The sequence below is a fragment of the Sinorhizobium sp. B11 genome, assembly GCA_039725955.1.
Classification (GTDB): Bacteria; Pseudomonadota; Alphaproteobacteria; order Rhizobiales; family Rhizobiaceae; genus Rhizobium.
The window spans coordinates 2,880,907-2,907,565 of the sequence record CP091034.1; the positions used below are offsets into that span (position 1 = coordinate 2,880,907).

At 62.2% G+C, this 26,659-nt stretch carries 24 protein-coding genes, 3 pseudogenes and 1 riboswitch; of the genes and pseudogenes, 7 read left to right on the forward strand and 20 right to left on the reverse strand.

Features of this window, described 5'->3' with window-relative positions; genetic code table 11:
- Nucleotides 1-7: 7 nt before the first annotated feature.
- From cbiB to LVY75_24415, 7 genes and pseudogenes are all read right to left on the reverse strand, one after another.
- Nucleotides 8-988 (reverse strand): adenosylcobinamide-phosphate synthase CbiB, encoded by a 981-nt coding sequence (cbiB, locus tag LVY75_24385; protein XAZ21946.1) that lies wholly within the window; start codon nt 986-988, stop codon nt 8-10.
- Nucleotides 985-2,004, reverse strand: a complete 1,020-nt coding sequence (gene cobD / locus LVY75_24390) for a threonine-phosphate decarboxylase CobD (protein XAZ21947.1) — start codon at nt 2,002-2,004, stop codon at nt 985-987. Before cobD ends, cbiB begins: the two co-directional genes overlap by 4 nt.
- Nucleotides 2,001-2,366: pseudogene (locus LVY75_24395) on the reverse strand (cobyrinic acid a,c-diamide synthase). The gene cobD and the pseudogene LVY75_24395 overlap by 4 nt, the downstream one beginning before the upstream one ends.
- A gap of 602 nt (nt 2,367-2,968) precedes the next feature.
- Nucleotides 2,969-3,364: pseudogene (locus LVY75_24400) on the reverse strand (cobyrinic acid a,c-diamide synthase).
- The gene (gene cobA / locus LVY75_24405) at nt 3,361-4,209 is read right to left on the reverse strand and encodes a uroporphyrinogen-III C-methyltransferase (GenBank protein XAZ21948.1); all 849 of its coding nucleotides are present in this window, start codon (nt 4,207-4,209) and stop codon (nt 3,361-3,363) included. Before cobA ends, LVY75_24400 begins: the two are co-directional and overlap by 4 nt.
- Nucleotides 4,210-4,404: 195 nt before the next feature.
- Entirely contained in the window at nt 4,405-5,355 is a 951-nt protein-coding gene (locus tag LVY75_24410; GenBank protein ID XAZ21949.1) for a nucleoside hydrolase, read from the reverse strand.
- A 166-nt stretch (nt 5,356-5,521) separates the two neighbouring features.
- A complete protein-coding gene (locus tag LVY75_24415; GenBank protein XAZ25819.1) occupies nt 5,522-5,941 on the reverse strand; it encodes a cobalamin biosynthesis protein in 420 nt (139 codons plus the stop codon).
- Between the two features lie 100 nt (nt 5,942-6,041).
- On the opposite strand from LVY75_24415, the gene LVY75_24420 reads away from it, so the two are divergent.
- Nucleotides 6,042-6,827, forward strand: coding sequence for a TSUP family transporter (locus LVY75_24420; protein ID XAZ21950.1), 786 nt, complete (start codon nt 6,042-6,044; stop codon nt 6,825-6,827).
- On the opposite strand, the gene LVY75_24425 is transcribed toward LVY75_24420, so the two are convergent.
- Nucleotides 6,824-7,471, reverse strand: a complete 648-nt coding sequence (locus tag LVY75_24425; protein ID XAZ21951.1) for a cysteine hydrolase — start codon at nt 7,469-7,471, stop codon at nt 6,824-6,826. The two genes, LVY75_24420 and LVY75_24425, sit on opposite strands and share 4 nt — an antisense overlap.
- A gap of 213 nt (nt 7,472-7,684) precedes the next feature.
- Between LVY75_24425 and LVY75_24430 the strand changes: the two genes are divergently transcribed.
- Together LVY75_24430 and LVY75_24435 are read left to right on the forward strand one after the other, a co-directional pair.
- Complete coding sequence (locus LVY75_24430; GenBank protein XAZ25820.1) at nt 7,685-8,050, forward strand: nuclear transport factor 2 family protein; 366 nt, start codon at nt 7,685-7,687, stop codon at nt 8,048-8,050.
- Nucleotides 8,050-8,844 (forward strand): helix-turn-helix transcriptional regulator, encoded by a 795-nt coding sequence (locus LVY75_24435; protein ID XAZ21952.1) that lies wholly within the window; start codon nt 8,050-8,052, stop codon nt 8,842-8,844. Before LVY75_24430 ends, LVY75_24435 begins: the two co-directional genes overlap by 1 nt.
- A 55-nt stretch (nt 8,845-8,899) precedes the next feature.
- Here LVY75_24435 and cobO read toward each other — a convergent pair whose 3' ends face one another.
- The 5 genes and pseudogenes from cobO to cobU all read right to left on the reverse strand — a co-directional run bounded on the left by cobO (nt 8,900) and on the right by cobU (nt 15,216).
- Nucleotides 8,900-9,532, reverse strand: coding sequence for a cob(I)yrinic acid a,c-diamide adenosyltransferase (cobO, locus tag LVY75_24440; GenBank protein ID XAZ21953.1), 633 nt, complete (start codon nt 9,530-9,532; stop codon nt 8,900-8,902).
- A complete protein-coding gene (gene cobN / locus LVY75_24445) occupies nt 9,529-13,308 on the reverse strand; it encodes a cobaltochelatase subunit CobN (GenBank protein ID XAZ21954.1) in 3,780 nt (1,259 codons plus the stop codon). The genes cobO and cobN overlap by 4 nt, the downstream gene beginning before the upstream one ends.
- Nucleotides 13,244-13,642 carry a hypothetical protein gene (locus tag LVY75_24450; protein XAZ21955.1) on the reverse strand — a complete coding sequence of 133 codons (399 nt, stop codon included), beginning with the start codon at nt 13,640-13,642 and terminating at the stop codon, nt 13,244-13,246. Before LVY75_24450 ends, cobN begins: the two co-directional genes overlap by 65 nt.
- Nucleotides 13,643-13,653: 11 nt before the next feature.
- Nucleotides 13,654-14,700 (reverse strand): cobalamin biosynthesis protein CobW, encoded by a 1,047-nt coding sequence (gene cobW, locus LVY75_24455; protein XAZ21956.1) that lies wholly within the window; start codon nt 14,698-14,700, stop codon nt 13,654-13,656.
- Nucleotides 14,701-14,704: 4 nt separating this feature from the next.
- Nucleotides 14,705-15,216: pseudogene (cobU, locus tag LVY75_24460) on the reverse strand (bifunctional adenosylcobinamide kinase/adenosylcobinamide-phosphate guanylyltransferase).
- Between the two features lie 327 nt (nt 15,217-15,543).
- Nucleotides 15,544-15,935, reverse strand: a riboswitch (cobalamin riboswitch).
- Nucleotides 15,936-16,142: 207 nt separating this feature from the next.
- Between cobU and LVY75_24465 the strand changes: the two are divergent.
- Nucleotides 16,143-17,933, forward strand: coding sequence for a chloride channel protein (locus LVY75_24465; GenBank protein ID XAZ25821.1), 1,791 nt, complete (start codon nt 16,143-16,145; stop codon nt 17,931-17,933).
- On the opposite strand, the gene LVY75_24470 is transcribed toward LVY75_24465, so the two are convergent.
- Both LVY75_24470 and LVY75_24475 read right to left on the reverse strand, forming a co-directional pair.
- Nucleotides 17,919-19,019 (reverse strand): adenylate/guanylate cyclase domain-containing protein, encoded by a 1,101-nt coding sequence (locus LVY75_24470; GenBank protein ID XAZ21957.1) that lies wholly within the window; start codon nt 19,017-19,019, stop codon nt 17,919-17,921. The genes LVY75_24465 and LVY75_24470 overlap by 15 nt on opposite strands.
- Before the next feature lie 237 nt (nt 19,020-19,256).
- Nucleotides 19,257-19,553, reverse strand: coding sequence for a DUF1330 domain-containing protein (locus tag LVY75_24475; protein XAZ21958.1), 297 nt, complete (start codon nt 19,551-19,553; stop codon nt 19,257-19,259).
- A gap of 107 nt (nt 19,554-19,660) precedes the next feature.
- Between LVY75_24475 and LVY75_24480 the strand changes: the two genes are divergently transcribed.
- Nucleotides 19,661-20,149: a MarR family transcriptional regulator gene (locus tag LVY75_24480; GenBank protein ID XAZ21959.1), complete on the forward strand. Its 489-nt coding sequence runs from the start codon at nt 19,661-19,663 to the stop codon at nt 20,147-20,149.
- A gap of 27 nt (nt 20,150-20,176) precedes the next feature.
- On the opposite strand, the gene LVY75_24485 is transcribed toward LVY75_24480, so the two are convergent.
- Nucleotides 20,177-20,947 (reverse strand): SDR family oxidoreductase, encoded by a 771-nt coding sequence (locus LVY75_24485; protein ID XAZ21960.1) that lies wholly within the window; start codon nt 20,945-20,947, stop codon nt 20,177-20,179.
- A gap of 133 nt (nt 20,948-21,080) precedes the next feature.
- Nucleotides 21,081-22,535 carry a cobyric acid synthase gene (locus tag LVY75_24490; GenBank protein ID XAZ21961.1) on the reverse strand — a complete coding sequence of 485 codons (1,455 nt, stop codon included), beginning with the start codon at nt 22,533-22,535 and terminating at the stop codon, nt 21,081-21,083.
- A gap of 659 nt (nt 22,536-23,194) precedes the next feature.
- Between LVY75_24490 and LVY75_24495 the strand changes: the two genes are divergently transcribed.
- Nucleotides 23,195-24,187, forward strand: coding sequence for an ABC transporter substrate-binding protein (locus tag LVY75_24495; GenBank protein XAZ21962.1), 993 nt, complete (start codon nt 23,195-23,197; stop codon nt 24,185-24,187).
- Nucleotides 24,188-24,220: 33 nt separating this feature from the next.
- The gene (locus LVY75_24500) at nt 24,221-24,571 is read left to right on the forward strand and encodes a hypothetical protein (GenBank protein ID XAZ21963.1); all 351 of its coding nucleotides are present in this window, start codon (nt 24,221-24,223) and stop codon (nt 24,569-24,571) included.
- Between the two features lie 6 nt (nt 24,572-24,577).
- Here LVY75_24500 and LVY75_24505 read toward each other — a convergent pair whose 3' ends face one another.
- From LVY75_24505 to LVY75_24515, 3 genes are all read right to left on the reverse strand, one after another.
- Complete coding sequence (locus tag LVY75_24505) at nt 24,578-24,733, reverse strand: entericidin A/B family lipoprotein (protein XAZ21964.1); 156 nt, start codon at nt 24,731-24,733, stop codon at nt 24,578-24,580.
- Nucleotides 24,734-24,878: 145 nt separating this feature from the next.
- Nucleotides 24,879-25,571, reverse strand: a complete 693-nt coding sequence (locus LVY75_24510; GenBank protein XAZ21965.1) for a substrate-binding domain-containing protein — start codon at nt 25,569-25,571, stop codon at nt 24,879-24,881.
- 103 nt (nt 25,572-25,674) lie between these two features.
- The gene (locus LVY75_24515; GenBank protein ID XAZ21966.1) at nt 25,675-26,574 is read right to left on the reverse strand and encodes a LysR family transcriptional regulator; all 900 of its coding nucleotides are present in this window, start codon (nt 26,572-26,574) and stop codon (nt 25,675-25,677) included.
- Nucleotides 26,575-26,659 lie beyond the last annotated feature (85 nt).

The window sequence follows — 26,659 nt, forward strand, 5'->3', positions numbered from 1 at the left end:
TCCTGGCTCACAGCAGGCAGACGAAGGCCACGAAGGTAAGCAGCGTCAGCGCCATGCAGCTGGCCTGGAAGACCGAAATCCCGTCCTCCACATCGCCCGCGGTCGCCACGTCCCGGCCGGTTCCGTTGATCATCGGCTCGCGTACGACCACGCCCGAATAGACGCGTGGGCCGGCAAGCTGGAGATCGAGCGCGCCGGCCATGGCCGCCTCCGGGCGGCCGGAATTCGGCGAACGGTGCAGCTTGCCGTCGCGGACACCCACGCGGAAGGCATGGCTGAAGGCGGTTGTGCCGCGGCGAATGCCGGCGCCGACGGCGATCAACAGGATGGAGAGGCGCGCAGCCGGCCAGTTGGCGATATCGTCGAGCCGGGCCGACGCCCAGCCGAAATCGACATATTTCTCCGAGCGGTGGCCGATCATCGAATCCGCCGTATTCAGCATCTTGTAGAAGAACAGGCCCGGCAGGCCGAAGATCGCATACCAGAGCGCCGGTGCGACGACGCCATCGGAGAAATTCTCGGCGAGGCTCTCGATCGCCGCACGGCAGACACCTGGCTCGTCCAGCGTTTCCGGATCGCGCCCGACGATGCGCGACACCGCCTTGCGCCCGCCGACGAGACCTTCGGCCCTGAGCGCGGTTGCGACAGCCGCGACGTGATCCGACAGGCTCTTCTGCGCCAGGAATATCGCCACGCAGAAAACCTCGAGCAGGATGCCGACGGGGCCGAAGAGCATGAGAAACCAGTGCAGCACCAGCCCGGTGACGACGGCGAGCACCGACAGCGCCAGGATCACCACAACACCATTCTGCCGGCGTTGTGCCTTGCTCAGGATCTCGCGGTTGAAATGCTGGTCGAAATAACCGATCGCCTTGCCGAAGATCGCGACGGGATGCGGCACGCGCATCCACAGCCATTGCGGATCGCCGATGATGCGGTCGAGCAGCAGCGCCAGAACCAGCACCAGAAAATGTTCATCGAAATTCATCGGTCAATGCTCCGAAGGGCCGCGGCAAGTCTTGCATCATCGGCAGCGTCGGGGGCAAGGCCGAAGCGCAGCCAGTCCGGCGCATAATCGAACCGGCGGACGAGAATATGATGGCGGCAGAGAGTCGTGTAAATGTCACCGGCCCTGGCGTCGGCAACAAGCGTAAAAAGCGGTGTACCACCGGCAATGACGAGGCCGGCCCCGGCCAGCACCGCATGCAGGCCCGCCTGCCGCTCGGCAATCGAGGTGGCGATCCCGGAGACATCAGAATTCAACAGCGAACCGGCAATCGAAAGCGCCGGCCCCGATACGGCCCAGGGGCCGAGCCAGTCCTCGAAACGCGCGAGAATATCGCCCCGCGCAATGGCAAAGCCGAGCCGCAGCCCCGCCAGCCCGAAGAATTTTCCGAAGGAGCGGAAGATGATCAGGTTCGAAAGCCTCGCTGCACGCGGCGCAAGGCTCGTGTCCGGGCTTGTGTCCCCGAAAGCCTCGTCGACAACAAGGAAACCGCCGCCCACCTTCAGCCGTTCATGCAGCGCTTCCAGCCTGTCGGCAGCATGGATCCGGCCATCCGGGTTGTTCGGATTGACCACGACGGCCAGTCCATGCTGCGCGCCGATATCATCGATATGATCAACCGCATCGACGACGAAACCGGCCGCCGTAAAAGCTCGCGCATACTCTCCATATGTCGGGGAGAGGATCGCCACGCGCCGGCCCTCGGCGGAAAGCCCGTCGACCGCAACCAGGCGCGGCAGAAGCTGGATGACGGACTGCGTGCCCGGAACCGGCAAGGGAAGGATTCCGCCGCTGCGATAGTGATCCCGCGCCGCATGCCGCGCCGTCTCGATGAGATGCCGATCCGGCAGGCGATGCCAGGCCCTTGCAGGGATTTCCGGCAAGGCCGCCGGAATGGGATTGATGCCGGTCGAAAGATCGAGCCAGTCCTCCAGCCGGCCGCCGAAGCTTGCCGCCGCCGCGGTAATGCCGCCGCCATGCACGATGGGCGCGTTCATGCGGCTGTCCCGGCAAGATCGATCAGGTGCATGTAGGAGCCGGCCACCTGCCCGCGCCTGAGGCCCGCCGCACCGAGATCGTTTCCAAGCGCATCCTGCGTCGCAAACAGCCGGTCGCCCTCGCCTTCGGAGACGATGGTGGAATAGTGGAATTCATGCGCCGTCATCGCCTTGTCGAAGAAGGCGCCCGCAAGCGGCGTCACCTGCCGATAGCCGAGGTGCCGCTGGCGCGTCTCATAGCTGGTGACGACCGGCAGCAGGCCGAGCATTTCGTGGCGCACGCCTTCCCCATCGATCAGTCCGTCGCCGAGCACCATGTAGCCGCCGCATTCGCCGTAGATGCGCAGGCCGCGGGCCGCCGCGGCCCTCATCGCACCTGGCAAAAATTATGAGGAGGGCAGGCCCAGATGTGCATGAATGCACTACGATATGGAAGGAAGGGGAAATGTTGGAAGCGAGGTCGGCTGCAAGGTGAGGTATTAGGATGAGGCGAGATTTTGGGGTTTTGACTGGCAGCAAGTAGAGGCGAGTTCTGCATCGGACGGGTGGGTGAGTGGAAGGGGGGATATGTGATGTTGGGATTTTGGAGGAGAGAAGGATTAGGGAGTGGGAAGGAAAGGTTGGGTGGATTATGAGGGAGTGTGGGGGGATGAAGGTTGGGGAAGGGTTAATGAAAAGGAAGGAAGGTGGGAGGGATGATGGGTTAGAGGGTTTGGGATAGAGGAGGTTTAGGATGGGGAAAGATTTTGAAGTGTTGGAAAGAGTGGGGGAGAAAATGGAGAGAAGAAGGATAATGAAAGTGTGGAAGATAGGGACGGGAATATGAGATGAATGGAGGTGGTATGAGGTAGTGGGGATGGAGGTGAGGAAGGATAGGGGAAGGGAGATGATGATTAGATGGAAGGTAGAGGGAAGTCAGTGGGATGGTGTAGAAGGATTGGAGATATGAGGAGATTGAAGGATTTCCGCTGACGAGGGGCGCCACCGATTGCGACAGCCGCGAGGCATCGACGACGAGCACCACGGAAAGCCCAAGCTGCGCCGCAAGTTCCGCCGCCGTACCGCGCCCGTCGGCCGCCCCGTCGAACAGGCCCATCATGCCCTCGATGAGCAACACGCGGTCGCCGGAACGATGCAGTGTCGCGTTGGCCGAAATCAGCTCCTGCCGCATGCCCCAGGGATCGAAATTCAGGCAGAGCGAGCCACTCGCCGCGGCATGGAAGGCCGGATCGATATAGTCGGGGCCGGCCTTGCCGGGCGCAACGGCGACGCCGCGATTGCGTAGCGCCCGGAGCAGCCCAAGTGTTACCGTGGTCTTGCCGGAGCCGGACGATGGCGCAGCGATCAGCAATCCGCTCATGCCGTCTCCTTTCCCTGCCCGCCGGCATGACGAAAGGGATCGGGCTGCAGACGGCGTCCGCCGAGCGCGCCGAGCCAGTCAAGCGAAGCGCGAAGCCGTACCACCTCGCCAACGACGACGACTGCCGGCGGCTCCAGCCCGGAAGCGGCAACCGCTGCAGGCGCTTCTCCAAGCGTGGTCTCCAGCACCTGCTGCTCACCGGTCGCAGCATTGCAGACGAAGGCGACAGGCTCGGACGCCGAACGGCCCGATGCGATCAGATTGGCGCTGATCTGGGCGATATGTTTCATCGCCATATACATGACGATGACGGGCGAACCCTTGCCGATCGCGCCCCAGTTTATCGCATCGGGCACGATGCCGGAGGAATCATGGCCGGTCAGGAACGTCACGGCATGGTTGATCTCGCGATGCGTGACCGGAATGCCGGCATAGGCCAGCCCGCCGATGCCTGCCGTGATGCCCGGCACGATGCGGAACGGGATATTGTGCTCGACCAGCGTCAGCGCCTCTTCCCCGCCACGGCCGAAAACGAAGGGATCGCCGCCTTTCAGCCGCAGCACGCGTTTGCCCGCCCGCGCCAATTCCACCAACCGCAGGGAAATATCCCGCTGTTTGGCCGAGGGCTTGCCGCCGCGTTTACCAGCATATTCGAGCTCCGCACCCCGTCGTGCGAGCTTCAGACAGTCTTCGTTGACCAGCGCGTCGTGGACGACAACATCGGCTTCCGCCAATCCCTTCGCAGCTAGCAGCGTCAGCAGGCCCGGGTCGCCCGGACCGGCACCGACAAGCCAGACGCTGCCCGGCTCCAGCGCCGGCAGATGTGAGAATGCACCATCGATCATCCAGCTGATCTAGGCCCGCCGGATGACGAGGTCAACGGCGTCGAGGGCCGCGCACTGGAAGTTGACAAAACGCGATTGAATCAACTCCGCAAGAACCGGAATCAAGCTCGCAAGCAATCCAGATAAACGATTGATTGGATTCCGGAATCAGAAACGGGCCGGCAGCAGATCGCGCATCCGGCCCGTCTGAGGCAATCAGACGCGCAGCAGTGTATCGCGGATCAGGGAGAGCACCTTTTCCGACTCGATACCGGTTGCAACCACCTGGCTCGGCAGGCCATCCCAGTCGCCCGGCGGGAACCGACGTCCGTCCGGCTTGATCACCGTCTGGCCATCGGCAATGCCGCCGCAGACGACGCGCAGCGCGCCGGTAATCGTCTTGAACAGGTCCGGCGCCACGACATAGACGGCAGCACAGCTGTCATGCACCATCATTCCGTCCTCGACCGCATGCTTGTAGAAGTCGATATAGGATTGCGAGAGCTCGTCGAGCTGCTTGACCGCCTTGTCGCCCTTGTCAGCCATGTCGCGCAGATAGGCCCTGCTCATCGTCGTGATCGCGGTCACATCGAGACCGATGACGACGACCTTCCACGGCGCGGTCAGCACGATATCGGCCGCTTCCGGATCGCCATGAATATTGGCTTCGGCAACCGGCGAGACATTGCCCGGCACATAGAAATTGCCGCCCATGATGACGACTTCCTTCACGAGGCCTGCAATGCCGGGATCTTCCTTCAGCGCCAGCGCGAGGTTCGTCATGCGCCCGACGGCAACCAGCGTCACCTCGCCCGGATTGGCCCGCACGGTCTCGATGATGAAGCGATATGCCGGACGTGGATCGAGCGGCAGGTCGATCGTCTCGGGCACCGGCATGTCGCCAAGCCCATTTTCGCCATGCACCATGGTCGGCCAGGGGCGCTCGTGACGCTTGGGATCGACGGTGACGCTTGCACCCTTGGCAACGGGGGCCGCGATATCCCATTCCCGCTTCAGGAACAGCGCATTGCGCGTCGTCGTCTCGATCGAGGCATTGCCGAAGACAGTGGTGATGCCGATCAGATCGATCTCCGGATGACGGTGCAGGAAAAGCAGCGCCATTGCGTCATCAACGCCGGGATCAGTGTCATAAATGACCTTGTGCATGTGTATCCTCCAGAACAATTCCAGCAAAACCGTGCGGCGGCCTTGTACTCGAAACTGCATAAAAACAAAGGGATAGAGCAAATCCGTGAATCAGGATCGGAAGTGCTCCGGATGCGAGTCGCCGGCAGCCGGATGGCGCCGCGAAGTGCCGCCACCATAGCGCCCGTCAGGCTTTGTGCAACCCGATGCGGGCGACGGCCGCTGTCGCATGTCGAGATTTGATCTTGCCGAGCACGAGTTCAGCATCCGCGCCCAGGGCCGCAAGGGCCGCCGCTTCCGCCACCCCATGGCAGCCGACGCGGGCAAAGACGATCTCGGAGGGATTTTTCAGCCGCGGCGTCTCCGCTTCCAGCCGCGCCGCATCGAAGAACACGGCAGGCACGAAAAAATGCGCGGCAACGGCAAGGATCGCCGGCTCTTGCCTGCGGCTGTCGATCGAGGCAACCGCAGCCAGCGCCGTCCCCGCGATACCGGCCGCGTCCAGCGCCTGGGCTGCTAAGGCCATCACCTCGGCAGGCGAAGTCCCGCGCTCGCAGCCGAGCCCGAGCACATGCCGCCTTGTCTCATCAATGGTGATGTCGCTCATTCCCATCAGCCGATTGCGCCCCGCTGTGTCCGCCATGCCATTGCAGCTCATGGCCGGAAATGCAACAAGGCCGCCCGAAAGCCCCTCCCGGAATAATCTCTTGCCTGACATCGCCATCCATCTGCTTCTGCTGCTCTGCGCGGCTGCCTTCTTTGCCGGTTTCGTCGATTCCATCGCCGGCGGCGGCGGCCTCATCACCGTCCCCGCCATGCTGATTGCAGGCATTCCACCGCTGCAGACCCTCGGCACCAACAAGGTGCAATCCCTCTTCGGCGCCGCCTCTGCAACCATCGCCTATGCCCGCAAGGGCCATGTGAAGCTTTCGGAACAATTGCCGATGGCGCTGATGGCCGTCATGGGTGGCTCGCTGGGCGCGGCCCTTGCCACGCTCGTGCCCGGCCAGGTTCTGCAGGCCGTGATGCCGGTGCTCCTGGTGGCGATCGCCATCTTCTTCGCCGTCAAGCCGAACCTGAATGATTCCGACACGCACCGCCGCATGACGCCCTTCCTCTTCGGCCTCACGCTGGTGCCGGTCATCGGCTTCTACGATGGCGTCTTCGGCCCCGGCACCGGCTCCTTCTTCATGCTGGCCTTCGTCACGCTTGCCGGCTTCGGCATGCTGAAGGCAACCGCCCATACCAAGCTTCTCAATCTCGGCTCGAATTTCGGCGCGCTCGTCGTCTTCGCAAGCTTCGGCGCCACGCTGTGGAAGATCGGCCTGCTGATGGGTGCCTGCCAGTTCCTCGGCGCGCAGCTCGGCTCGCGGCTAGCCATGCGCATCGGCGCAAGGCTCATCAAGCCGCTGCTCGTCATCGTCTGCATCGCCTTTGCGATAAAGCTGCTCTCCGACCCCGCAAACCCGCTGCGTGTCTGGCTTGGCGTCTAGAATTTGATCTCGTCGATGGTCGTCAACACCGTCTTGGCCGAAACACCCGGCGCATTGGCGAAATGCCAGGCGACATATTGCTCGGCATAGGGATCGGTCGACGACATGCCGTCGACCGGCAGGATGATGTTCATGCCGGTCAGCGCCGCATAGGCCGCCGTATTCAGCACCGCGCCTTCGGATGCCGTTCCGGCCACGATGATGGTCTTGATATGCTTTTCGGTCAGGATCTTTTCGAGATCGGTGTTGATGAACTTGTTGGCGCCGCCCTTCACCACCGGATCGCCCTCTCTCGGCGCCAATACGCTGGCGATATCGCCCTTCGTGGCGCCGCCGGTGATGCTGTAGATGACGGGCACGCCGCTCTTGCGTGCCTCGTTCAAGAGCTTTTCCACCTTCGGCAGCGAGGCGATGCAACGCGGCTTGGTCTTCGTGTTGCACGGGCCTTTCGATGGGTCCTGCGCGCCGTTGAAATCGAGCAGCAGCAGCGCCGTATCCGATAAATTCACATTGACCGGCCTCAGCACCGGTGCAGCGGGCACCTTGATCGTATTCCAGTCGTCGATCACATTCGCTTGCGTGGCCGAAGCGCCGAGAAGTGCGATGGCGAAGGCGGCTAAAGCCTTGCAGGAACGGGTTTTCATGGGGTTTCTCCTCCCGGGGCAAAAGAGTTGCCGCAAATCTTCGGGCTCGCTCCTCACCTGTCAAATCACCAAGCCGCGACCTGGATTTGATTCCGGCAATCAGGCTTCCATTACGTCAGGCGTAATTGATAGGCTGCACCGCTTTCGCCGATGATCGCCCTGCCTGAACATGGCAGGCGATCAAAAGGAGACGACCCGATGAACGACACCCAGATGAACAAGGCAAGGACCAACGCCGAGCGCTATCTCGCGATCTGGAACGAGACGGATGCCACCCGCCGCCGTGCGCTGATCGCCGAGAGCTGGACGGAAGCCGCAACCTATATCGACCCGCTGATGCGCGGCGAAGGCCATGAGCAGATCAATTCGCTGGTCGAGGCCGTGCAGAGCCGCTTCCCCGGCTTCCGCTTCGAACTGATCGGCACCGCCGATGGCTACGGCGACAACCTGCGCTTCTCCTGGGGCCTCGGCCCCGACAATGGCGAAGCGCTGATCAAGGGCACGGATTTCGCCGAACTCGAAGACGGCAAGCTGAAATCCGTCCGCGGCTTCATCGACCAACTGCCGGAAGCCGCCTGATGAGCCCGACCGCCCGCTCTCTCGGAGATCATCTGCGCGAATGGCGCCAGCGCCGCCGCATGAGCCAGCTGGACCTCGCGCTGGAAGCCGATATTTCCCAACGGCACCTGAGCTTCATCGAGAGCGGGCGCTCGACCCCGAGCCGCGAAATGCTGCTGCATCTGGCCGAGCGTCTCGGCGTGCCCTTGCGTGATCGCAACCCGCTGCTTCTCGCAGCGGGTTTCGCCCCCGTCTTTGCCGAACGCAAACTGGACGATCCCGCCCTTCTTCCTGCACGCCGCGCCATCGACAGGGTGCTGAAAGGCCATGAGCCCTATCCTGCCATCGCGATCGACCGCCACTGGACGTTGATCGCCGCCAACGCAGCCCTGACACCGCTGCTCGAAACCATTGCCGATCCCACATTGCTGGAACCACCCGTCAACGTGCTCCGCCTCAGCCTGCACCCGCAGGGCCTGGCACCGCAAATCGCCAATCTCGCCGAATGGCGTGCCCACCTGCTCGATAGGCTGCGCCAACAGATATCTGTCTCGGGCGATCCCGTGCTGGAAAAGCTCTTGAAGGAACTGCTCTCCTACCCCGCGCCCAAAGAGGCGGCCGAGCCCCACACCGACCTCGCCGGCATCGCCGTGCCCCTGCAGCTTTCGACCAAAGCCGGCCTTCTCTCCTTCATCTCGACGACAACAGTCTTCGGCACGCCCGTCGATATCACCCTGTCAGAACTCGCGATCGAAACGCTCTTCCCCGCCGATGAGGAGACGGCCGCGATCCTGCGCAGCCATCTGGTCAATTAAACCTTTTCCGCGCAATTCCGGACGCAAAACCGCGGACATATTTGCTGGCAATGCTTTAGAATTCGACCCCCGGCTGCCCCTTGATGCCGGAGCGGAAGGGATGCTTGACGAGCTCCATCTCGGTCACCAGATCGGCAATCTCGATCAGTTCGTCCTTGGCATTGCGCCCTGTCAGCACGACATGCGTCATGTAGGGCTTCTCGTTCTTCAGGAATTCGACGACTTCGTTGATGTCGAGATAGTCGTAGCGCAGCGCGATATTGATCTCGTCGAGCAGCACCATGGAATTGCGCTCGTCGCGGATCAGCTCCTTGGCCTTTTCCCAGGCGGCCCCTGCCGCCGCCACATCCCGCGCCCGGTCCTGCGTCTCCCAGGTAAAACCTTCACCCATCGTGTGGAACTGGCAGAGATCGGAGAAGTGCTTCTCGATCAGATCCCGCTCGCCTGTCCACATCGCGCCCTTGATGAACTGCACGACGGCCGAAGGCTTGCCGTGGGCGATGTGGCGGAAGATCATGCCGAAGGCGGACGACGACTTGCCCTTGCCCTTGCCGGTATGGACGATGATGAGGCCCTTCTCATCCGTCTTGGTCGCCATGATCTTGTCACGCGCGGCCTTCTTCTTCGCCATCTTCTCGTTGTGACGGGCATCGTCCTTTTCGGCTGGTACGACTGGCTCTTCGCTCATGATTGGCTGCCTGCTTTTTTCTTGGTTTCGTTGATGTCTGTAAGATCGAATTGCGCCGAGTTGCTGCGCGGCGTCCAGAGCCTGCGCTCGATCGCCTCCAGCAGCCGCTCCTTCATTTCGGAGAGCGCCGCCGGGTTCTTCTCCTCCATGAAATCGCGCACTTTGGGATCAGCGACGAAGGCCTGATAGACCGCCTCGAAATGATGGTTGCCGACAGCCCCCGTCGTCGCCGCAAAGGCGAAGAGATAGTCGACCGTCGCAGCAATCTCGAAAGCACCCTTGTAGCCATGGCGCATCACGCCCTCGATCCATTTCGGATTGACGACGCGCCCGCGCACCACCCGCCCGATCTCCTCTTCGAGCGAACGGATCACAGGCTTTTCCGGCCGTGAATGATCGTTGTGATAGATCGCCGGCCGCACTCCGCCCAACGCCTCGGCCGCCGCCGCCATGCCGCCTTCGAACTGGTAATAATCGTCGCTGTCGAGCAGGTCGTGCTCGCGATTGTCCTGGTTCTGCACAACAGCCTGGATGGAGCGCAGCCGCTCCTCGAAGACGCCGCGCTCGGCCTTGCCTTCTTCACCAGCACCATAGGCATAGCTGCCCCAGACGAGATAGGCTTCGGCAAGATCAGCCCGCCGCTCCCAGCCCTTCTCGTCGATCAGTGCCTGCAGCCCGGCGCCATATGCACCCGGCTTGGAGCCAAAAATGCGATATCCCGCCCGCTTCGCCGCCGTCTTCTCATCAAGTCCGGCAGCGACAAGCCGCGCCGCCTCGCCGCGCATGCGCCCGGCTATCGGATTGTCGGCCACATCCTCGTCGAGTGCGCCGACAGCGCGGATCGCCTTGTCGAAGAGCGCGATCTGCTCGGGAAAGGCATCGCGAAAGAAACCGGAAATGCGCAACGTCACATCCACCCGCGGCCGCCGCAGCATGGCTGGCGGAATGATCTCGTAGCCGGTGACGCGGCGGGACGCCATGTCCCAGACCGGCTTCACGCCGATCAGCGCCAGCGCTTGCGCGATATCGTCGCCGCCGGTGCGCATATTGGACGTGCCCCAGGCCGTCAGCCCGAAGGAGACAGGCCATTCGCCGTGATCCTGAACGTAGCGGCGGATCAGCAATTCGGCCGATTTCTTGCCGAGTTCGTAAGCGGCCGGTGTGGGCACCGCGCGGCTGTCCACGGAGTAGAAATTCCGCCCGGTCGGCAACACGTCAGGCCGCCCGCGCGTCGGTGCACCGGATGGACCGGGCGGGACGAAACGACCGTCGAGGCCGCGCAGCAGACTGGTGATTTCGGCCGGACCGCAGGCGAGGATGGAAGGTTTGAGGCGGGCCGCGATCTCGTCGAGTACGCATCTGGTTTGGGACCAGACAGTTGGGCAAGCGAGTTCGCCGGAAACGAGCTTGGCGGCGAGCAGTTCGATGCGCTCGACTGTGTCGCCGTTCGTGCGCCAGGGGGCATCGGTGATTTCTGCCAGGATTGCCGGACGTGAGCCGACCCAATTGCCGGCCATGTCACAATCAAGTGGATCGAAGGAACGCTGAAGCACGCGACTCCCCTTCTCCCCAGCGGGGAGAAGGTGGCCCGAAGGGTCGGATGAGGGGGCCATAGGCTCGGCCTCGCCTTCGCTCAGCCGCTCGCTCCTCACGTCGCTTGCCCCCTCATCTGTCCTGACGGACATCTTCTCCCCGCTGGGGAGAAGGGGGAAAGTCAACACATCCCCCGCAATCGCCCGCTGCAAACTCGCATCCCCGCCCTCACCCAGCCCACGCGGCACCCGCGCCAGCGCCACGGTGAGATCAGTCAGCAGCCGGCCCTCGGGCGACACGCCAAACACATGTAACCCGTCGCGGATCTGCATTTCCTTGAGATCGCACAAATAGGCGTCGAGCTTCTTCAAAGCCTCGCCTTCGCTCTCACCCTTTGCAATCCCCGCGTCCCGATCCAGCCCGATGTCGGCAACAAGCTCGAGGATCTGCCGGGACAGCAGCCGGATACGCCGGGGATCGACGCCCGAGGCCTCGTAATATTCATCGACCAGCGCCTCCAGATCCTTGAGCGGCCCGTAGCTTTCGGCCCGCGTCAGCGGCGGCGTCAGATGATCGATGATGACGGCGGCCGTGCGGCGCTTCGCCTGAGTGCCCTCGCCCGGATCGTTGACGATGAAGGGATAGAGATGCGGCAGCGGTCCGAGGATCGCTTCGGGATAACAGGCTTCCGACAGCGCCAGCGCCTTGCCCGGCAGCCATTCCAGATTGCCATGCTTGCCCATGTGGATCACCGCATCGGCGCCGAACTCTTCGCGCAGGAAGGCATAGAAGGCGAAATAGCCATGCGGCGGCACGAGATCGGGCGAGTGATAGCTTTCCTTCGGATCGATATTGTAGCCGCGTGCCGGCTGGATGCCGACAAGCAGCCCGCCAAAGCGTGCAAAGGGGAGCGCAAAAGCACCCTCGCGCATATAGGGATCGGCCTTCGGATCGCCCCATCGCGCGCTCACTTCATCCTGAATCTGATTGGGAAGAGAGGCGAAGAAATCCTTGTATCGACTCAAGGAAAGCCGCTCGCGCACGACCTTGCCGTCGAAACCGGAATTGGTCGGCCCGGCCATCAGATGCCGCATGAGCGCATCGCCATCATCGGGAATATCGGCGAGCGGATAACCAGCCTCCGCCATCGCCCGCATCACCTCGATCGTCCCGGCGGGCGTATCGAGCCCGACGCCGTTGCCGAGCCGTCCGTCCCGGTTCGGATAGTTCGCCATGACCAGCGCGACACGCCGCTCTGAAACCGGTCGCTGCCGCAGCCGCGCCCAATTGGCGGCAAGGGCCGCGACATAGGCCATGCGTCCGGCATCCGGCTCGCTGGAAACGATATTAGCCTCGACCGCGGCATCGTAGCGAGCGGCAGCCTTGAAGGAGACGGCGCGCGAAAGCACGCGGCCATCCACCTCCGGCAGCGCGACGTTCATGCCGAGATCGCGGGCCGACAAGCCTTGCGATGAGGCGGCCCAGGCCTCCCGCGACGAGGCGGAAAAGATCGCCTGCAGCACGATCGCGTCGTTGGCCTCCAGCACCGTCGGCTCGCGATCGGCGCCGGGTGCGGACACGGCAAAACCTGTCGTGTTGATGACCACGTCGGGTTGGAGATCGGCGAAGATGGCTTCGAGGATGCCCTTGGAAACCGGGTCCTTGAGGCTGTAGGCAAAGACCGGCAATGGGCGAAGACCCTGCGCCTCCAGGGTTTCGATCAGTGCCTCGACAGGCCGGGTTTCGCCGCTCTGCACGAGTGCGCGGTAGAAGGCGATGGCAACGACGGGTGCTGCCTGTCCCTTCTCCCCAGCGGGGGTCCGGAGGACGGGTCGAGACCCGTGGCTCGACCCCGGTCGGTGGCCCGAAGGGTCGGATGAGGGGGCCACTCCACAAACCTCGAAATCGTGCTCCTGTTGCTCGCTCTCTCCGTCGCTCGCCCCCCTCATCTGCCCTGCCGGGCATCTTCTCCCCGCTGGGGAGACGACAGAACCGGTGAGCTTCCGCCACTCCTCGACCCCAACAAGCCCCCGCCCCGGCCACCAGATCCCGGCCTTCATCAACGGCGCGGCCGGCGCCGGCTTCTCTTCTCCCGAAAGCATCGCCGCCGCATAGGCAAGAAAGCCTCGCGCATTGGCATCGCCACCCTCGATCAGATAGGCCCATAGCGCATTCAGATCATCCAGAACCACATTGGAAAACGGCGTCAGCCCGGCATCCGGCTTCGAATCCCCCGGCAGCACCGCAATCAGCGCACCGCTGCGCGCCGCGACCGCATGCAGCGCCTCCAGCGCATAGTGGAAAATAGCTCGCCCCGCCGAGCGCCCGCACGATGATCAGCTTCGCATGCCGCGCCGTCCGCTCCACATAGGCATCGACCGACATCGGGTGCTTCAGGCTCATCAGGCTCGCAAGCCTCAGCGAATAGCCTCCTTCTCCGCCGCTATGGGCCGCGGCAATCGCCGCAAGCTCGGTATCGGCAGCAGACAGGAACAGGATATCGCCCGGCGACTGGCCGAGGTCGATCGCCTCGTCCCCGTCGCTGATCGTCCCCTGTTGAGCGAGAAGCAGATGCATTCGTTATGTCCTCAGACGAGCGCTTCGATCGCCTTGCGCACTGCGTCCTGATCCATCTCGTGCAGACCGATGACGACGAGGCGCGTATTGCGGACCTCACCCGGCGCCCAGGCACGGTCGAAATACTGGTCGATGCGGGCACCCACGGCCTGTAGCTGCAGGCGCATCGGCTTGCCGGAGACATCGATGAAGCCTTTCAGGCGCAGCACGTCATGCTCGGCGATGATGCCCTTCAGCTTCTCGACGAAACCTGCCGTATCCGAGACAGCGCCGAGTTCGACGACGAAACTGTCGAATTCATCGTGGTCGTGCGGCTCGCCATCCTCGTGCTCCAGCTCGTGATGGGACTTGCGGTTGACGATATCGTCTTCCGTGCCGATGCCGAGGCCGAGCAGCACGCTTGCCGGCACCTCGCCGTTCTTCGCTTCGATCATGACAGGCTTGCGGGCAATGCGCGAGGCGACTTCGCTCTTCACGCGGCCGAGCCCGTCCGCGTCAATCAGATCGGTCTTGTTGAGCACGATCAGATCCGCGCAGGTCAGCTGGTCCTCGAACAGTTCCTCGATCGGGCTTTCATGATCGAGCGATTCATCCTCGACACGGCGCGCATCGACGGCATCGTGGTCATCAGCAAAACGACCGGCAGCAACGGCCGCACTATCGACCACGGTGATGACGCCATCGACGGTGACTTCGCTGCGGATATCCGGCCAGTTGAAGGCGGCGACAAGCGGCTGCGGCAATGCAAGGCCCGAGGTTTCGATGACGATATGGTCAGGGCGCTGCTCGCGCTCCAGAAGCTTGGTCATGGTCGGAATGAAATCGTCGGCAACGGTGCAGCAGATGCAGCCATTGGTGAGCTCGATGATGTCGTCCTCGGTGCAGTTTTCCGCACCGCAGCCCTTCAGCACGTCGCCATCGACGCCGAGATCGCCGAACTCGTTGATGATGAGCGCGATCTTCTTGCCGCCGGCATTGGTGAGCAGGTTGCGGATCATCGTCGTCTTGCCGGCGCCGAGAAAGCCGGTGATGACGGTTGCGGGGATTTTCTGCTGCATGGAACTAACCCTTCATTTTCAGCGGCAGACCCGCTGCGATAAAATAAACATCCGCGGCCGAAGCCGCGATCATCTGGTGCAGCCGGCCTGCATGGTCGCGAAATTCCCGCGCCATGCGGTTCTCGGGCACGATGCCGAGGCCGACTTCATTGGAAACGATGACGAGCCGCGCCTTTGCGTGAGGCAGAAAGGCGGCAAGGGCGGCGGGACTGGGCGGCGATACCGCGCCCCTCCATCATCAGATTGGTGAGCCACAGCGTCAGGCAATCGACGAGGATGGCCCTGCCCTCCGCGTCGATGGCGGTCAGGCGCTCGGTGAGATCGAGCGGTTTCCTCATGCGTGGTCCAGGAGGGGCCGCGATCGGCCCTGTGCTGGTCGATGCGCGCCTGCATCTCGTCGTCCCAGGCCCGGCCGGTGGCGATGTAATGGCGCTCGAGACCGCTCGTGGTGATGAGGTTTTCGGCGAAGCGGGATTTGCCGGAGCGAGCGCCGCCGAGGATGAAGGTGGCGGTCATGACAGCACCGTCCGTAGAGGATGGGCACAGCCTTCGCCACACCCCTCATTCCTGTGCTTGTCACAGGAATCCAGCCTGACCAAGTCCTTGGGCAGGAGAGACTCATTCCGCGATAACGTTGATTCATTCACGGCGCAGACGCGCCGTGGCTGGTTTCCTGTGACAAGCACAGGAATCGGGGAAGAGAAAACGGCCTGCGCCAGAAGCTCATCACAAAGGGGCGGCGGAACACCGCGCCCATATCGCACCACCAGAGGCAACGCTGAATAACATCCTTCAGCCAAGACAACCTCCGTGCTGGCAGCGGGCAAAGCGCCCAAATTGGGCATTATGCCCGGCACGGATAGCAGGTCTCCTGGCTCGCAGTTATCGGCCGCGACAGGGGCGACCGCTCGGTCGCCCCTTATCGTGCCAGCGGATCTGCCTCGCCTTCCCGGCTGCATCTCGTGAAAAGGCGGACGATTCGTAGAATTAGAGGCGTCCTGCCCCGGCTGATCACGATGCATTTCCAGTGGCTTTTCCGGCACTTGTCCGCCTTGCCCGCTTGCAGAATGCAAGACCGTCGGCGCCGCAATCCAAATGCCGGATGGAAGACCCTGACTGCTCTACAGTCGCGGGGTCGGCTGTGATGAAGGCGCCCGGCTTGGGTCCGCCCCGTCACATTCCCTTTTAATCCGGAAGGCGTTTGCCAATCCGGAACCATCCATTATGTGGATTCATGGTTAGGCGCGTGCAACCCCCATGTCAATTGCCGCGCAGCATCCCGCTCATGTTCATCTCGACTTACACTACCGATATTATCGTCTTTAATCAAAGGCTTACGTCACAAAAACTTTACGGCCCGGCCGGTTTTTTGCCGCAATTGCCGCTCATGCGGATGCCGGCTCCGCCCTTGACCCCTATTCTTGCCGCCTAATTTCCCCATGATGCTCTCCCGAATGCACATTCGCCGCCTCGGCCCTCTAGGCACCGCCTTCGATCCGGGGCGCCTGCGCGCGCTTATTCGCCACAGCGAAATGGGCATGGTCTTTGCCGGCGCGCTTGTCGGCATCGTATCGGGGCTTGCGGTCTCAGCCATGAGCTATGCCTCGGAAGAGATGCACAGCCTGATCTTCGGCATAGACGGCACGACGAGGCTCAGCGCCTCGCAGATCGACAGCAAGTTTTTGCTGATGACGGCCCCGGTAGCCGGCGGCATGCTTCTCGGGCTCTTGCTCTTCATTCTCGCCAAATGGCGCAAAAAGCCGATGGTCGACCCGATCGAGGCCAATGCGCTGCATGGCGGCCGCCTGTCGCTGACGGACAGCATCCTTGTCGCGATCCAGAACCTCGTTTCCAATGGCTTCGGCGCATCCGTCGGCCTGGAAGCCGGTTATACGCAGCTTGCGGCCGGCATCGCCTCGAAATTCGGCCTGAAGCTGCAGCTGCGCCGCGCGGACCTGCGTGTGCTCGTCGGCTGCGGCGCAGCCGGCGCCATCGCCGCCGCCTTCAATGCGCCGCTGACCGGCGCCTTCTACGCCTTCGAGCTGATCATCGGCACCTACACCATTATGTCGCTGACGCCTGTCGTGGTCTCAGCACTTGTCGCAACTCTTGTTGCGCGCCTTCTTGCCGGCAGCGATTTCATCATCGATGTCGGCAGTTTCGGCGCTGTACAGCCGGCAGACTACGTGCCGGCCATCGCGCTCGGAGCCTTCTGCGCCGGCGTCGGCATCCTCATCATGCAGGGCGTCTCCTTCGTAGAGGAACTGGCGCGCAAGAGCGCCATCGCACTGCCCTTCCGCCCGGCGCTCGGCGGCATCGTCGTCGGCCTGCTGGCGCTGGTATCGCCGCAGGTGCTGGCCGCTGGCCACGGCGCGCTGCATCTGAACCTCTCCCACGAGATCACGATCCCCGCGCTGATCGGTCTCTTCCTTCTGAAGTCGGTGGCATCCGCCGTCTCCATCGGCTCCGGCTTCAGGGGCGGCCTGTTCTTCGCCTCGCTTTTCATGGGCGCGCTGCTCGGCAAGCTCTTTGCCTATTCCGCCCCCTATTTCGCCGATGCGACGCTGACGCCCGTGATCTATGCCGTGGTCGGCATGAGCTCGCTCGCCGTCGCCGTCATCGGCGGGCCGCTGACCATGACCTTCCTGGCGCTGGAGATCACCGGTGACTTTCCGATCACCGCACTGGTGCTCGCCGCCGTCATCACCTCCTCGCTCGTGGTGCGCACGACCTTCGGCTACTCCTTCGCCACATGGCGCTTTCACTTGCGCGGCGAAAGCATCCGCAGCGCCCATGATGTCGGCTGGATCCGCAATCTCACCGTCGACAAGCTGATGCGTTCAGACGTGAAGACCGCAAAACTCGGAATAACGCTGGACGCATTCAAGGAGGCCTTCCCCATCGGCTCGACGCAGCGTGTCATCCTCGTCGATGAGGGCGACAAATATGCCGGCCTCGTGCTCGTGCCGGAAATCTACGCCAACCCCACCAGCGCGCAGGACGAAGCCCAGAATCTCGGTGATTTCATCCGCTATAAAAACGATTTCCTGCAGCCGCAGATGAATGCCAAACAGGCGGCCGCGATCTTCGACAAGACGGAAAGCGAAGCGCTTGCCGTCGTCAACAACCTCATCGAGCGCAAGGTGATCGGCCAGCTCAGCGAAAGCCACACGCTGCGCCGCTACAGCGAAGAACTCGACCGCCGGCGCCGCGAGGTGTCAGGCGAGATCTGAGGCCTTTGCCGACGATTTTCGAGCCGATGCCACAATCGAATCCGCAGGCTTGAACACGTCGGCCTTCCTCGAAACGCCGCGCAACTCGAACGATCCCAGGCGTTCGCAGGCGACACCGCAGGCAGCCGCGAAGGTTTCCGACATCAGAAGCGACTGGCCGAGTTCGCCGCAGAGTTTCTCGATCCGCGAGGCCTCGTTGACGGCCCTGCCGATCACGGTGAAGTCGAGCCTGCCGCGGGCGCCGATATTTCCGTAGAACACTTCTCCGAGATGCAGGACGACGTCGACGCCGATGTCGGGGCCACCCCTGCCTGCCCGCTCTCGGTTCAGCGCCTCGTTGGCCTTCAGCATGTTCCGGGCCGAGGCGAGTGCTGCGCGGCAAGCCTTTTCGGGATCATCCCCCTCTTCGCTGCCGGTCGGAAAGATCGCCAGCACGCTGTCGCCCATGAACTTGAGGATCTCCCCGGAATTTTCCTCGACATGCCTGCCGATCAGCTCGAAATGCGCATCCAGAAACCCGGCGATTTCGCCCGGCTCATAAACGTCGGTCAATGCCGTGAAATTCCTGAGATCTGCAAGCAGGACCGCAGCACTGATGGATCCGCCCTTGCCTCTCTGAGCCTCGCCCGCAAGGATGCGTGCGCTTGTCCTGGCGCCCGTGTAGACGGCCAGAATATCGGCAGCGGTTTTCGATGCGGCCATGCGGTAGCAGGCGAGCCCCAGAGCCGGAATAAGCTCTGCGACCGTCCTCAGTTGCTCGTCGGAAAATCCACCCGATGCGTCGCTGGTCAGCGCGAGGCTGAAGCCGCGCAACGCGACCTCCTTCGGAAACTCGAAAATGCTGACCACGTGATCGGTCGCTCCGGCAAGGGCGAATTCCTTGAGCCGCGGGTACTCGAGACCCTCTCCCTTGGCTAAGATCCAGCGCCCCGCTCTCTCACCGCGGCTCAGCAGATGAAATGTCGGCGTTTTCTCGAAGTTGCGCTCGTCCACGCCGCCGTGCTCGGAATTTTCGAGGGTCGTTACCCCGCCTCGCACGAAATTGGCGGAGATGCCGCGGTACATCGGATGAAGGGATGGCATCATGATACTGGCCCGCCAGATCGGAAACCCGTCAGCGACCAGCCGGTCGCACAGGCCTCCAACGAGGTCGCCAATATTGTCGCTCGCGATTCCCTGCTCTATAAGCCACTGAATATGATCGTTAATTTCGGAATCTCCAGATGGTTGAAACCGTTCTATGATCGGGAAATCCGGCGAATGGGCGGCAAGGCCGGACCGTGCCGCCACAAAATCCGGCAATCGTCGCGCCAGCCGGGGTTCCTAGCCATCGCGCCCGGCGACGACAACCGCCGGGCAGGCACGGAGAGAGTGATACCTGGCATCATCAATCGCCTGCTTCACCTCGTCATGCCATTCACGGGCGACCGAGGCAGTGCGGAATTCGATGATGATCAGCCTGTTCATCTGCCGCTCTCCCTGAACCGGATGGACCGCGCCGCCACAGGATCGCACATTGCCTCCATGGAACGTCACGTCGGGCGATATGCATGCGAGATAATCATCGATCGTCTGATCTTCGATATCGGGATGGATTTCGAGAATGAAATAAGCGCTCATCGATCGCTGCCTCCGACAAGGACCGGGCAGCCATGCGAGAGTATCGACATGACGCCGACAGTTCCTTAGAATATCGAAACAATTATTAGTTCGGGGATCTAAACGTTTTGCCGCAAAAGTCAACCGGCCGCCTCGCGCGCTACATCCCGACGGTCCAGCTGTTTTCAGCCAGGCTCGTGCTGTTCCATCAGAAGATGGCCGAGAAAGTTGGTCTGACCGGCACCGAATTCAAGTGTTTCCGGCTGCTGGAGCAGCTCGGTCCGCTGTCCATGACGGCCCTGTCGCGCGAGGTCGGGTTGAAGGTCGGAACGGTCAGCGGATTGATCGACAAGCTGGAGGCCACCGGTTTCGTCGTCAGGCAGCGTGATGAGACGGACAAGCGCCGCCTTGTCCTGGTTGCCTGTCCCGAGGCCTCGGCACGCGCCAGCTCGCTCTACGAGGAGCATGGCGAGGCGATGGCCGCACTGCTGGAGACCTACAGCGAGGCCGAGTTCAATCTGCTGCTGACCTTCCTCACCGATATCGGCAATGTCCTCGCCCGGACCTCATCAACAGCACCGGAAGAACCGCTTCCCGAGCGCACCTCCGCCCCTTGAGGAGCGGCGGGAAACGCCGGTTTCCGCTTACATCCTGACGGTCATGCCGCCGTCCACGGTCAGCACATGGCCATTGACGAAGGAGGCGGCGCCGCTCGCAAGAAACAGCGCGGCACCAGCGATCTCATCCGGGCGGCCCCAGCGCTGGACCGGGATGCGCTGGCGCACGAAGGGCATCAACTCCTCGCTCGCAGCCATCGCCGCGTTCGTCTCGGTGGCGAACCAGCCGGGTGCAATCGCGTTGCTGGTGATGCCGTATGGGCCGAATTCGACCGCCATGCCGCGCATCAGGCCGGTCAGGCCCTGCTTGGCCGCCGGATAGACGCAATCGCCGGGCATGACGACATGGCCGCTGATCGAGGTGACCGCGATCAGGCGGCCATGATTATGCCGCTTCATCAACGCGGCGGCATCCCGCGAGAGCGTCATCGCGGCCGCCAGATCGGTGCGCAACAGCTCGATAATGGCATCGTCATCGAATTCAGCCAGCGGTCGCCTGTCGCGGGCGCCGACATTGTTGATCAGAATATCGAGTCGGCCATGGATCTTTTCGATGTCGGCCATCAGCGCACGCTGCGCCTCCCGGTCGACGATGTCGAAGGCGGCAGCCTGCGCCGTGCCGCCGCTACTGCGGATCGTCCCTACGGCATCTTCAAGCGTCGTCGCCGTACGCCCGGTGACGATGACATGCGCACCGGCCTCGGCAAGTGCGCGCGCCATCTCGAATCCGAGGCCACGGCCGCCGCCGGTTACGAGCGCCACCTGGCCCGTCAGCGAAAATCTATCCAGTATGGTCATGGTTTTCATTGCCCTCGACCGGGTGCATTGAAACAACTAATGGACTCAGTCAACTAATTTGGCAATAGCAAACGATGCCCTGATTGCGTCTGCCCACTCTGCCGGACCGTGAGGCAGGCAAGCGACATCCGGTCTAGCCGAACAGACCGGCAAGCCAGCGCGGGTCGAGATACTGTTCCAGGCCGCCTGCGACCTCGTCGAGTGCCCGGTCGACGTTTTCGCGGTAGTTGCTCGCTTCGCCTGACAGGCCAAAGCTCTGAAGCAGCCGGGCGCGGTAGGCGTCGCTGCTGAAGAGGCCGTGCAGATAGGTGCCCATGATGCGGCCGTCTGGCGAAAGCGCTCCGTCGGGTGCGCCGTCGACGATAGCAGAGGGCCTGACGCAATCCGGCCCGCGAGTAATGCCGAGATGGATCTGGTAGCCGGCAAGCGGCGCGTCGTATTCGGTCGAGCGGGCGGTGCTGTTGCGCACGGTCTTTTCCGGCGCCATCTCGGTCTCGACATCGAGAAGCGAAAGCCCCTGCGTCTCGGCCGTCCCGCCTTCGATGCCGAGCGGGTCATGCACCTTGCAGCCAAGCATCTGGTAACCGCCGCAGATGCCGATCACCCGGCCGCCGCGCCTGACATGCGCCAGGAGATCGCGATCCCAGCCGGCCGCACGCAGGTCCGCGAGATCCGATATCGTCGATTTCGAACCGGGAAGGATGACGAGCGCGGCATCGTCGGGCAGCCGGTCACCGGACCTGATGAAGACGAGTTCGACATCGGGCTCTGTCCGCAGCGGATCGAGATCGTCGAAATTGGCAATGCGCGGCAGCACCGGCACGGCAATCTTCAGCGCACCCTGCCTGCCCCGCGCCAGCCGTTCGAGCACGACCGAATCCTCCGCCGGAAGGCGTGTGGCACCCGGCAGCCACGGCACGACGCCGAAGCACGGCCAGCCGGTGAAACCTTCGATGGCCCGGACACCGTCGTCGAACAGCGAGACATCGCCGCGGAACTTGTTGATGATGTAACCCGAAATCATGCCGCGATCCTCTTCGCTGAGGATCGCATGCGTGCCGACGAGCGAGGCGATGACGCCGCCGCGATCGATATCTCCAACGAGGACGACAGGGACGTTCGCCCGTGTCGCAAAGCCCATATTGGCGATATCGCCCGCCCTCAGGTTGATTTCGGCCGGCGAGCCCGCCCCCTCGACGATCACGAGGTCAGCCCCCTCGGACACCTTGGCGAAACTCTCCAGAACCGACGAAAGCAGCTGCGGCTTCAGCCGCTGGTAGTCGCGCCCCTTTGCCTGGCCGAATACCCTGCCCTGCACGATGATCTGGCTGCCGTTTTCCGATTGCGGCTTCAGGAGCACCGGGTTCATATGCACGGATGACGGTACCCGCGCAGCGAGCGACTGCAGCCATTGCGCCCGGCCGATCTCGCCGCCGTCGTCGGAAACCGCGGCATTGTTCGACATATTTTGCGGCTTGAACGGTCGCACCTTCAGACCGCGATTGGCAGCCAGCCGGCAAAGCCCGGCCACCAGCACTGTCTTGCCGACATCGGAGCCGGTTCCCTGCAGCATGATGGCTCTGGTCATTGGTGCCTGTCCGTGAAGCGTTTCCGGCAGGCCTACAATGCGGGCAGACGTCAGGTCAACAGACGGTTGAAAAGCCGACAAAGGCCCAGAAATGCGAAAACCGCGATCGGGCCATGGACCCTACGCGGTTTGCCATAAAACGCTGACGCCATCATCATTACGCAATGAAGCTCGCTTTTTCCGGGACGCACTACCTGATCCGGAAAAGCAGCGGTTGTCCCCCGCCGCGTCACAACAGATAACGGCACATCCTTACCGGATGGTTATTGAAGACGGCTCTTGAAGGGAATTTTGACTTTTTTTGAACTTTTTCGAATTTAGCCCTATCTGCGGCCCCCGCAAGCCTGCTGATCGGCGTCAAACTTCTCGCTTTCGCGCTCGGCCGCATAAATTCTTCGGATTCAATTATTTAGTAAGATTGCAACGCGCAAAAGAGAGTTGATTTCCTGCCGCAAATCCGTAGGTTTGCTAATAATGAGCCATCGATAGAAATGGCCAGCGACGAGCCGCCGGAAAACGAGACGAACGGCGCCGCAGACGGGAAAGCCTGGCGAAATCCTATTCCGGCCGGGCATTGGCACCCTGAAGCGGCGGAGAGATTTGTCGGCTAATGACCCGGCGCATGCGCGTTCGATCACATAAAGATCCGGGGAACTTTCATGAAGACATTTTTCACGTCATTCATTCTTGCCGTCTGTTTTTACGCGGGAATTGCGCAAGCCGCCGGCTGCGGCAAGGTCTCGATCGCCGAGATGAGATGGGGCTCTGCTGCAATCGCTGCGAGCTTCGACAAGTTCATCCTGGAAAAGGGCTACGGCTGCTCCGTCACCATTGTCGATGGTGACACCCTGCCGACCTTCGCTTCCATGGATGGCAGCGGCACGCCCGATATCGCCTCGGAATTCTGGGTGAAAGCGGTCAAACCGCAGCTCGATACCGCCATCAGTGCCGGCCGCCTGGTCAAGGGCGCCGAAATTCTGGCGGATGGGGCCGTCGAAGGCTGGTACATTCCGAAATTCATCGCCGATGCAAATCCGGACATCCTGTCCGTGCAGGATGCGCTGAAGCATCCGGAACTCTTTCCCGATATCTACCATCCCTCGCTTGCTGCGATCTATAATTGCCCCGAAGCCTGGGCCTGCGAAATCTCGACCAGCAATCTCTTCAAGGCGCTCGGTGCCGATAAGCTCGGCTTTGCGCTGATCGACAGCCCGACCCCGGCCGATTTCGACAATTCGATCGCCCGCGCCTTCAAAAACAAGGTCGGCTGGCTCGGTTATTACTGGTCGCCGACATCGGTTCTCGGCAAATACGACATGAAACAGCTGGGTTTCGGCGTGCCTCACGATCAGGCTGAATGGGACGCCTGTACCTCAGTGCCCCACTGCGCCAATCCCAGGCTGAACGCCTATCCCGTGTCCCAGGCTTTCACGCTGATTACCAGCGCTTTTGCCGATCGCGCCGGCCCCGTCATGAACTATCTGAAGGCCCGCAGCTGGGACAACGAAACAATCAGCCAGGTACTGGCCTGGCAGGATGAGAACGGCGAAGACAACGAGAATGCCGCCCTCTATTTCCTTGAGAATTATGAGGAACTGTGGAGCCGCTGGGTTCCGGCCGATGTAGCCGAGAAGGTCAAGGCCAGTCTATAAATCTTCCTGGCAACAAGGATTGGACGATTCGTTATGACTGGCACGGTGCCCTTCCCCGATCGCGATACCGTCGCGGAAAAACTTGCGGCGCTCTCGGAAACCGACAAATCCTACCTGTCGCTGCTGATGGAAAATCCGCAGCAGGACGACAACCTGCTCGGGGGCCTGCATCGGCATCTCGATGTCGCCTCGTCCTCGCGTCTTCTAAACTCGCTGAAGCTCGAAGCCCTCGGCAAGTGGATCGGCGAAGCTGCGCCCGACCGGCTGCAGATCAGGCTCATGGAAGCGGCGCGCTCGAGCCAGCACCCGGCCTATGCCGCATTCCGGACCGGGCTGACCCGATCCGGTGGCCTCGAAAAAGCCTATCCGACTTCAAAAATCTGAAAATAACTATCTCTTAGCTGCGCGATCGACACTGCGGCCGGCATCCTGCGTGGCATTGACGGCATTGGCCGTATCCCTGCCCACGCCACGGATCGTGTTGGCGCAGGAAGAGAGCGCGAGAAGGATCATCAAGGCGGATGCGATTTTACCCGTGGTCGTCATTTGCGAAATCCCTTTGTGAATTCAACCCCGAACGGCCGATGCCGTCCGGGCGGGATAACGCATTCGTGAGCGAAAAGTTCACCGGCTAAGAGCCTTTCTCCAGACAAGGCCGACATCCTCGATATCGCCGCTCCTCAAGCGCATCTCAGCTGCGCTCGATGCCCCTTGCCGACAGGGTCTCGTCAATGTCTGCCGATAGCAGGAACGCCGATAGCTGGCTCGCAGCCTCCGCATCTGTTGAATCGGCGCTGACGCCAATGGCAAAATCGATGTAACTTTGCAGTTCTGCCGGAAACCTGCCGACCAGCATGGCCTCGGGCGCGGCGGCAAGGATGGACGTCACGGGAACGACACCCAGATCTGCCTCTCCACGGCCGACGGCCGCCGCCGTCTGCCCTCCCGATACCGGCACCAGCTTCGGCTTCACCTCATCGGCTATTCCCAGGCGCTCCAGCAAACCCGAGAAGTAGCCGCCGCTGGTTCCATCACTGGCATAGGCGATTGATCGCGCGCCCTTCAGGGTCTGTTTGAAAGCTTCGACGGAGCCGATACCGAGGGCCCGGCTGCCTTCCCTCGCCGCCACGCCCATTGCTATCCGGCCGAACGTGACCTGGCTTCCCGTCCTGATCTTTCCAAGGGAGACGAGTTCCTCGATAAGGTTCGGATTGGTAATGACGAGATCAAAAGGCTCACCGGCTTCGATCTGCGTCCTGACGGCGGGATTGAGCTCCCACCTGGCCGCGACCTTGTATCCCGTGACCGTCTCGAAGCGGGGGATGACGGCAAGCACGGCCGGCCGGACTGCGACAGCGCCAAAAAGCCGGATTTGCTGATCCATGGCCTGACCTCCCCCTGCAACAGGTTAGTAAGCCTGCATTCGCAGGCGCTCATCGTTCCCTACCCAGGGTCGCAGTGCGTCCGTTCCCGGCTCTCCCGGATAATCAGGCTGCCGCCGCCTTGGACTTTTCGGCGAAGGATGCGCGGATACTGTCGGCCACCGTCTCGATCGGCCCTGTCGTCTGTGATGCGGTCAGGAGCTGGATGTCGAAAGAGCCGAGTTCGGGCAAGCCTTCCTGGATGCCCAGGATCGCCATGTCCTCACTGACATAGGAGAGCGGCAGCGGCGCGATGGCGAGATCGGAAACCACGGCGGCGCGCTGCGCCATCGTGTGGGCACTGAGATAGGCGACGCGATAGGGCCGCTTGTTGCGCTCGAGCTGGGTGATCGCCTCCTGCCGCCAGATGCAGCCGTCTTCCCAGATCGAGATCGGCAGCGGATCGCGCCGATGCGCCGAACCGCATTTGGCGCCCGCCCAGACAAGGCGCTCGCGGTAGACAACCTCGCCATTGGTCGGGAACGGCCGCGTTGCGCAGTTGATGAGCGCGAGATCGAGGCGTTGCTCCTCCATCCGCTTTTTCAGGCAGATGCTCATGTCGATCGTCACGTCGACCATGATGCCAGGATAGATCTGCGCAAAGCTCTTCAGGATCTGCGGCAGCAGGCGCTCGCCGATATCCTCGGGCGCGCCGAGCCGCACCACGCCGCTAAGCTCGGGCATGATGAAGCGCGATACCGCCTCGTTGGAGAGTGCCAGGATGTTGCGCGCGTAAGACAGCAGCATTTCACCATGCTGCGTCAGCGTCACCGAGCGCGCATCGCGGCGAAACAGCGTGACGCCTAGCTGCTCTTCGAGCTTCTTGATCTGCATGGAAACAGCCGATGGCGTGCGAAACACGGTTTCGGCCGCTGTCGAAAAATTACCGGTCTCTGCGATGGCGACGAACGTGCGCAACACGTCATTATCGAGCAGAGGAATGGGACGGCGAAATGGGATAGTCATCGTCACATCTTTCAATTTTTCTGAATGACCGAGGTGTATCATTCTATTTGATTGAAAGTCAATCTGCCCCCTATTTTGAGGGCGA

Bases quoted from the DNA above. Each gene is read 5' to 3' on its own strand.
- cbiB (XAZ21946.1), bottom strand. From the start codon at position 988: ATGAATTTCGATGAACATTTTCTGGTGCTGGTTCTGGCGCTGCTGCTC.
- cobD (XAZ21947.1), bottom strand. From the start codon at position 2,004: ATGAACGCGCCCATCGTGCATGGCGGCGGCATTACCGCGGCGGCGGCA.
- cobA (XAZ21948.1), bottom strand. From the start codon at position 4,209: ATGATCGATGGTGCATTCTCACATCTGCCGGCGCTGGAGCCGGGCAGC.
- LVY75_24410 (XAZ21949.1), bottom strand. From the start codon at position 5,355: ATGCACAAGGTCATTTATGACACTGATCCCGGCGTTGATGACGCAATG.
- LVY75_24415 (XAZ25819.1), bottom strand. From the start codon at position 5,941: ATGAGCGACATCACCATTGATGAGACAAGGCGGCATGTGCTCGGGCTC.
- LVY75_24425 (XAZ21951.1), bottom strand. From the start codon at position 7,471: ATGAAAACCCGTTCCTGCAAGGCTTTAGCCGCCTTCGCCATCGCACTT.
- LVY75_24430 (XAZ25820.1), top strand. From the start codon at position 7,685: ATGAACAAGGCAAGGACCAACGCCGAGCGCTATCTCGCGATCTGGAAC.
- LVY75_24435 (XAZ21952.1), top strand. From the start codon at position 8,050: ATGAGCCCGACCGCCCGCTCTCTCGGAGATCATCTGCGCGAATGGCGC.
- cobO (XAZ21953.1), bottom strand. From the start codon at position 9,532: ATGAGCGAAGAGCCAGTCGTACCAGCCGAAAAGGACGATGCCCGTCAC.
- LVY75_24450 (XAZ21955.1), bottom strand. From the start codon at position 13,642: ATGCATCTGCTTCTCGCTCAACAGGGGACGATCAGCGACGGGGACGAG.
- cobW (XAZ21956.1), bottom strand. From the start codon at position 14,700: ATGCAGCAGAAAATCCCCGCAACCGTCATCACCGGCTTTCTCGGCGCC.
- LVY75_24465 (XAZ25821.1), top strand. From the start codon at position 16,143: ATGCTCTCCCGAATGCACATTCGCCGCCTCGGCCCTCTAGGCACCGCC.
- LVY75_24470 (XAZ21957.1), bottom strand. From the start codon at position 19,019: ATGATGCCATCCCTTCATCCGATGTACCGCGGCATCTCCGCCAATTTC.
- LVY75_24475 (XAZ21958.1), bottom strand. From the start codon at position 19,553: ATGAGCGCTTATTTCATTCTCGAAATCCATCCCGATATCGAAGATCAG.
- LVY75_24485 (XAZ21960.1), bottom strand. From the start codon at position 20,947: ATGACCATACTGGATAGATTTTCGCTGACGGGCCAGGTGGCGCTCGTA.
- LVY75_24490 (XAZ21961.1), bottom strand. From the start codon at position 22,535: ATGACCAGAGCCATCATGCTGCAGGGAACCGGCTCCGATGTCGGCAAG.
- LVY75_24495 (XAZ21962.1), top strand. From the start codon at position 23,195: ATGAAGACATTTTTCACGTCATTCATTCTTGCCGTCTGTTTTTACGCG.
- LVY75_24500 (XAZ21963.1), top strand. From the start codon at position 24,221: ATGACTGGCACGGTGCCCTTCCCCGATCGCGATACCGTCGCGGAAAAA.
- LVY75_24505 (XAZ21964.1), bottom strand. From the start codon at position 24,733: ATGACGACCACGGGTAAAATCGCATCCGCCTTGATGATCCTTCTCGCG.
- LVY75_24510 (XAZ21965.1), bottom strand. From the start codon at position 25,571: ATGGATCAGCAAATCCGGCTTTTTGGCGCTGTCGCAGTCCGGCCGGCC.
- LVY75_24515 (XAZ21966.1), bottom strand. From the start codon at position 26,574: ATGACTATCCCATTTCGCCGTCCCATTCCTCTGCTCGATAATGACGTG.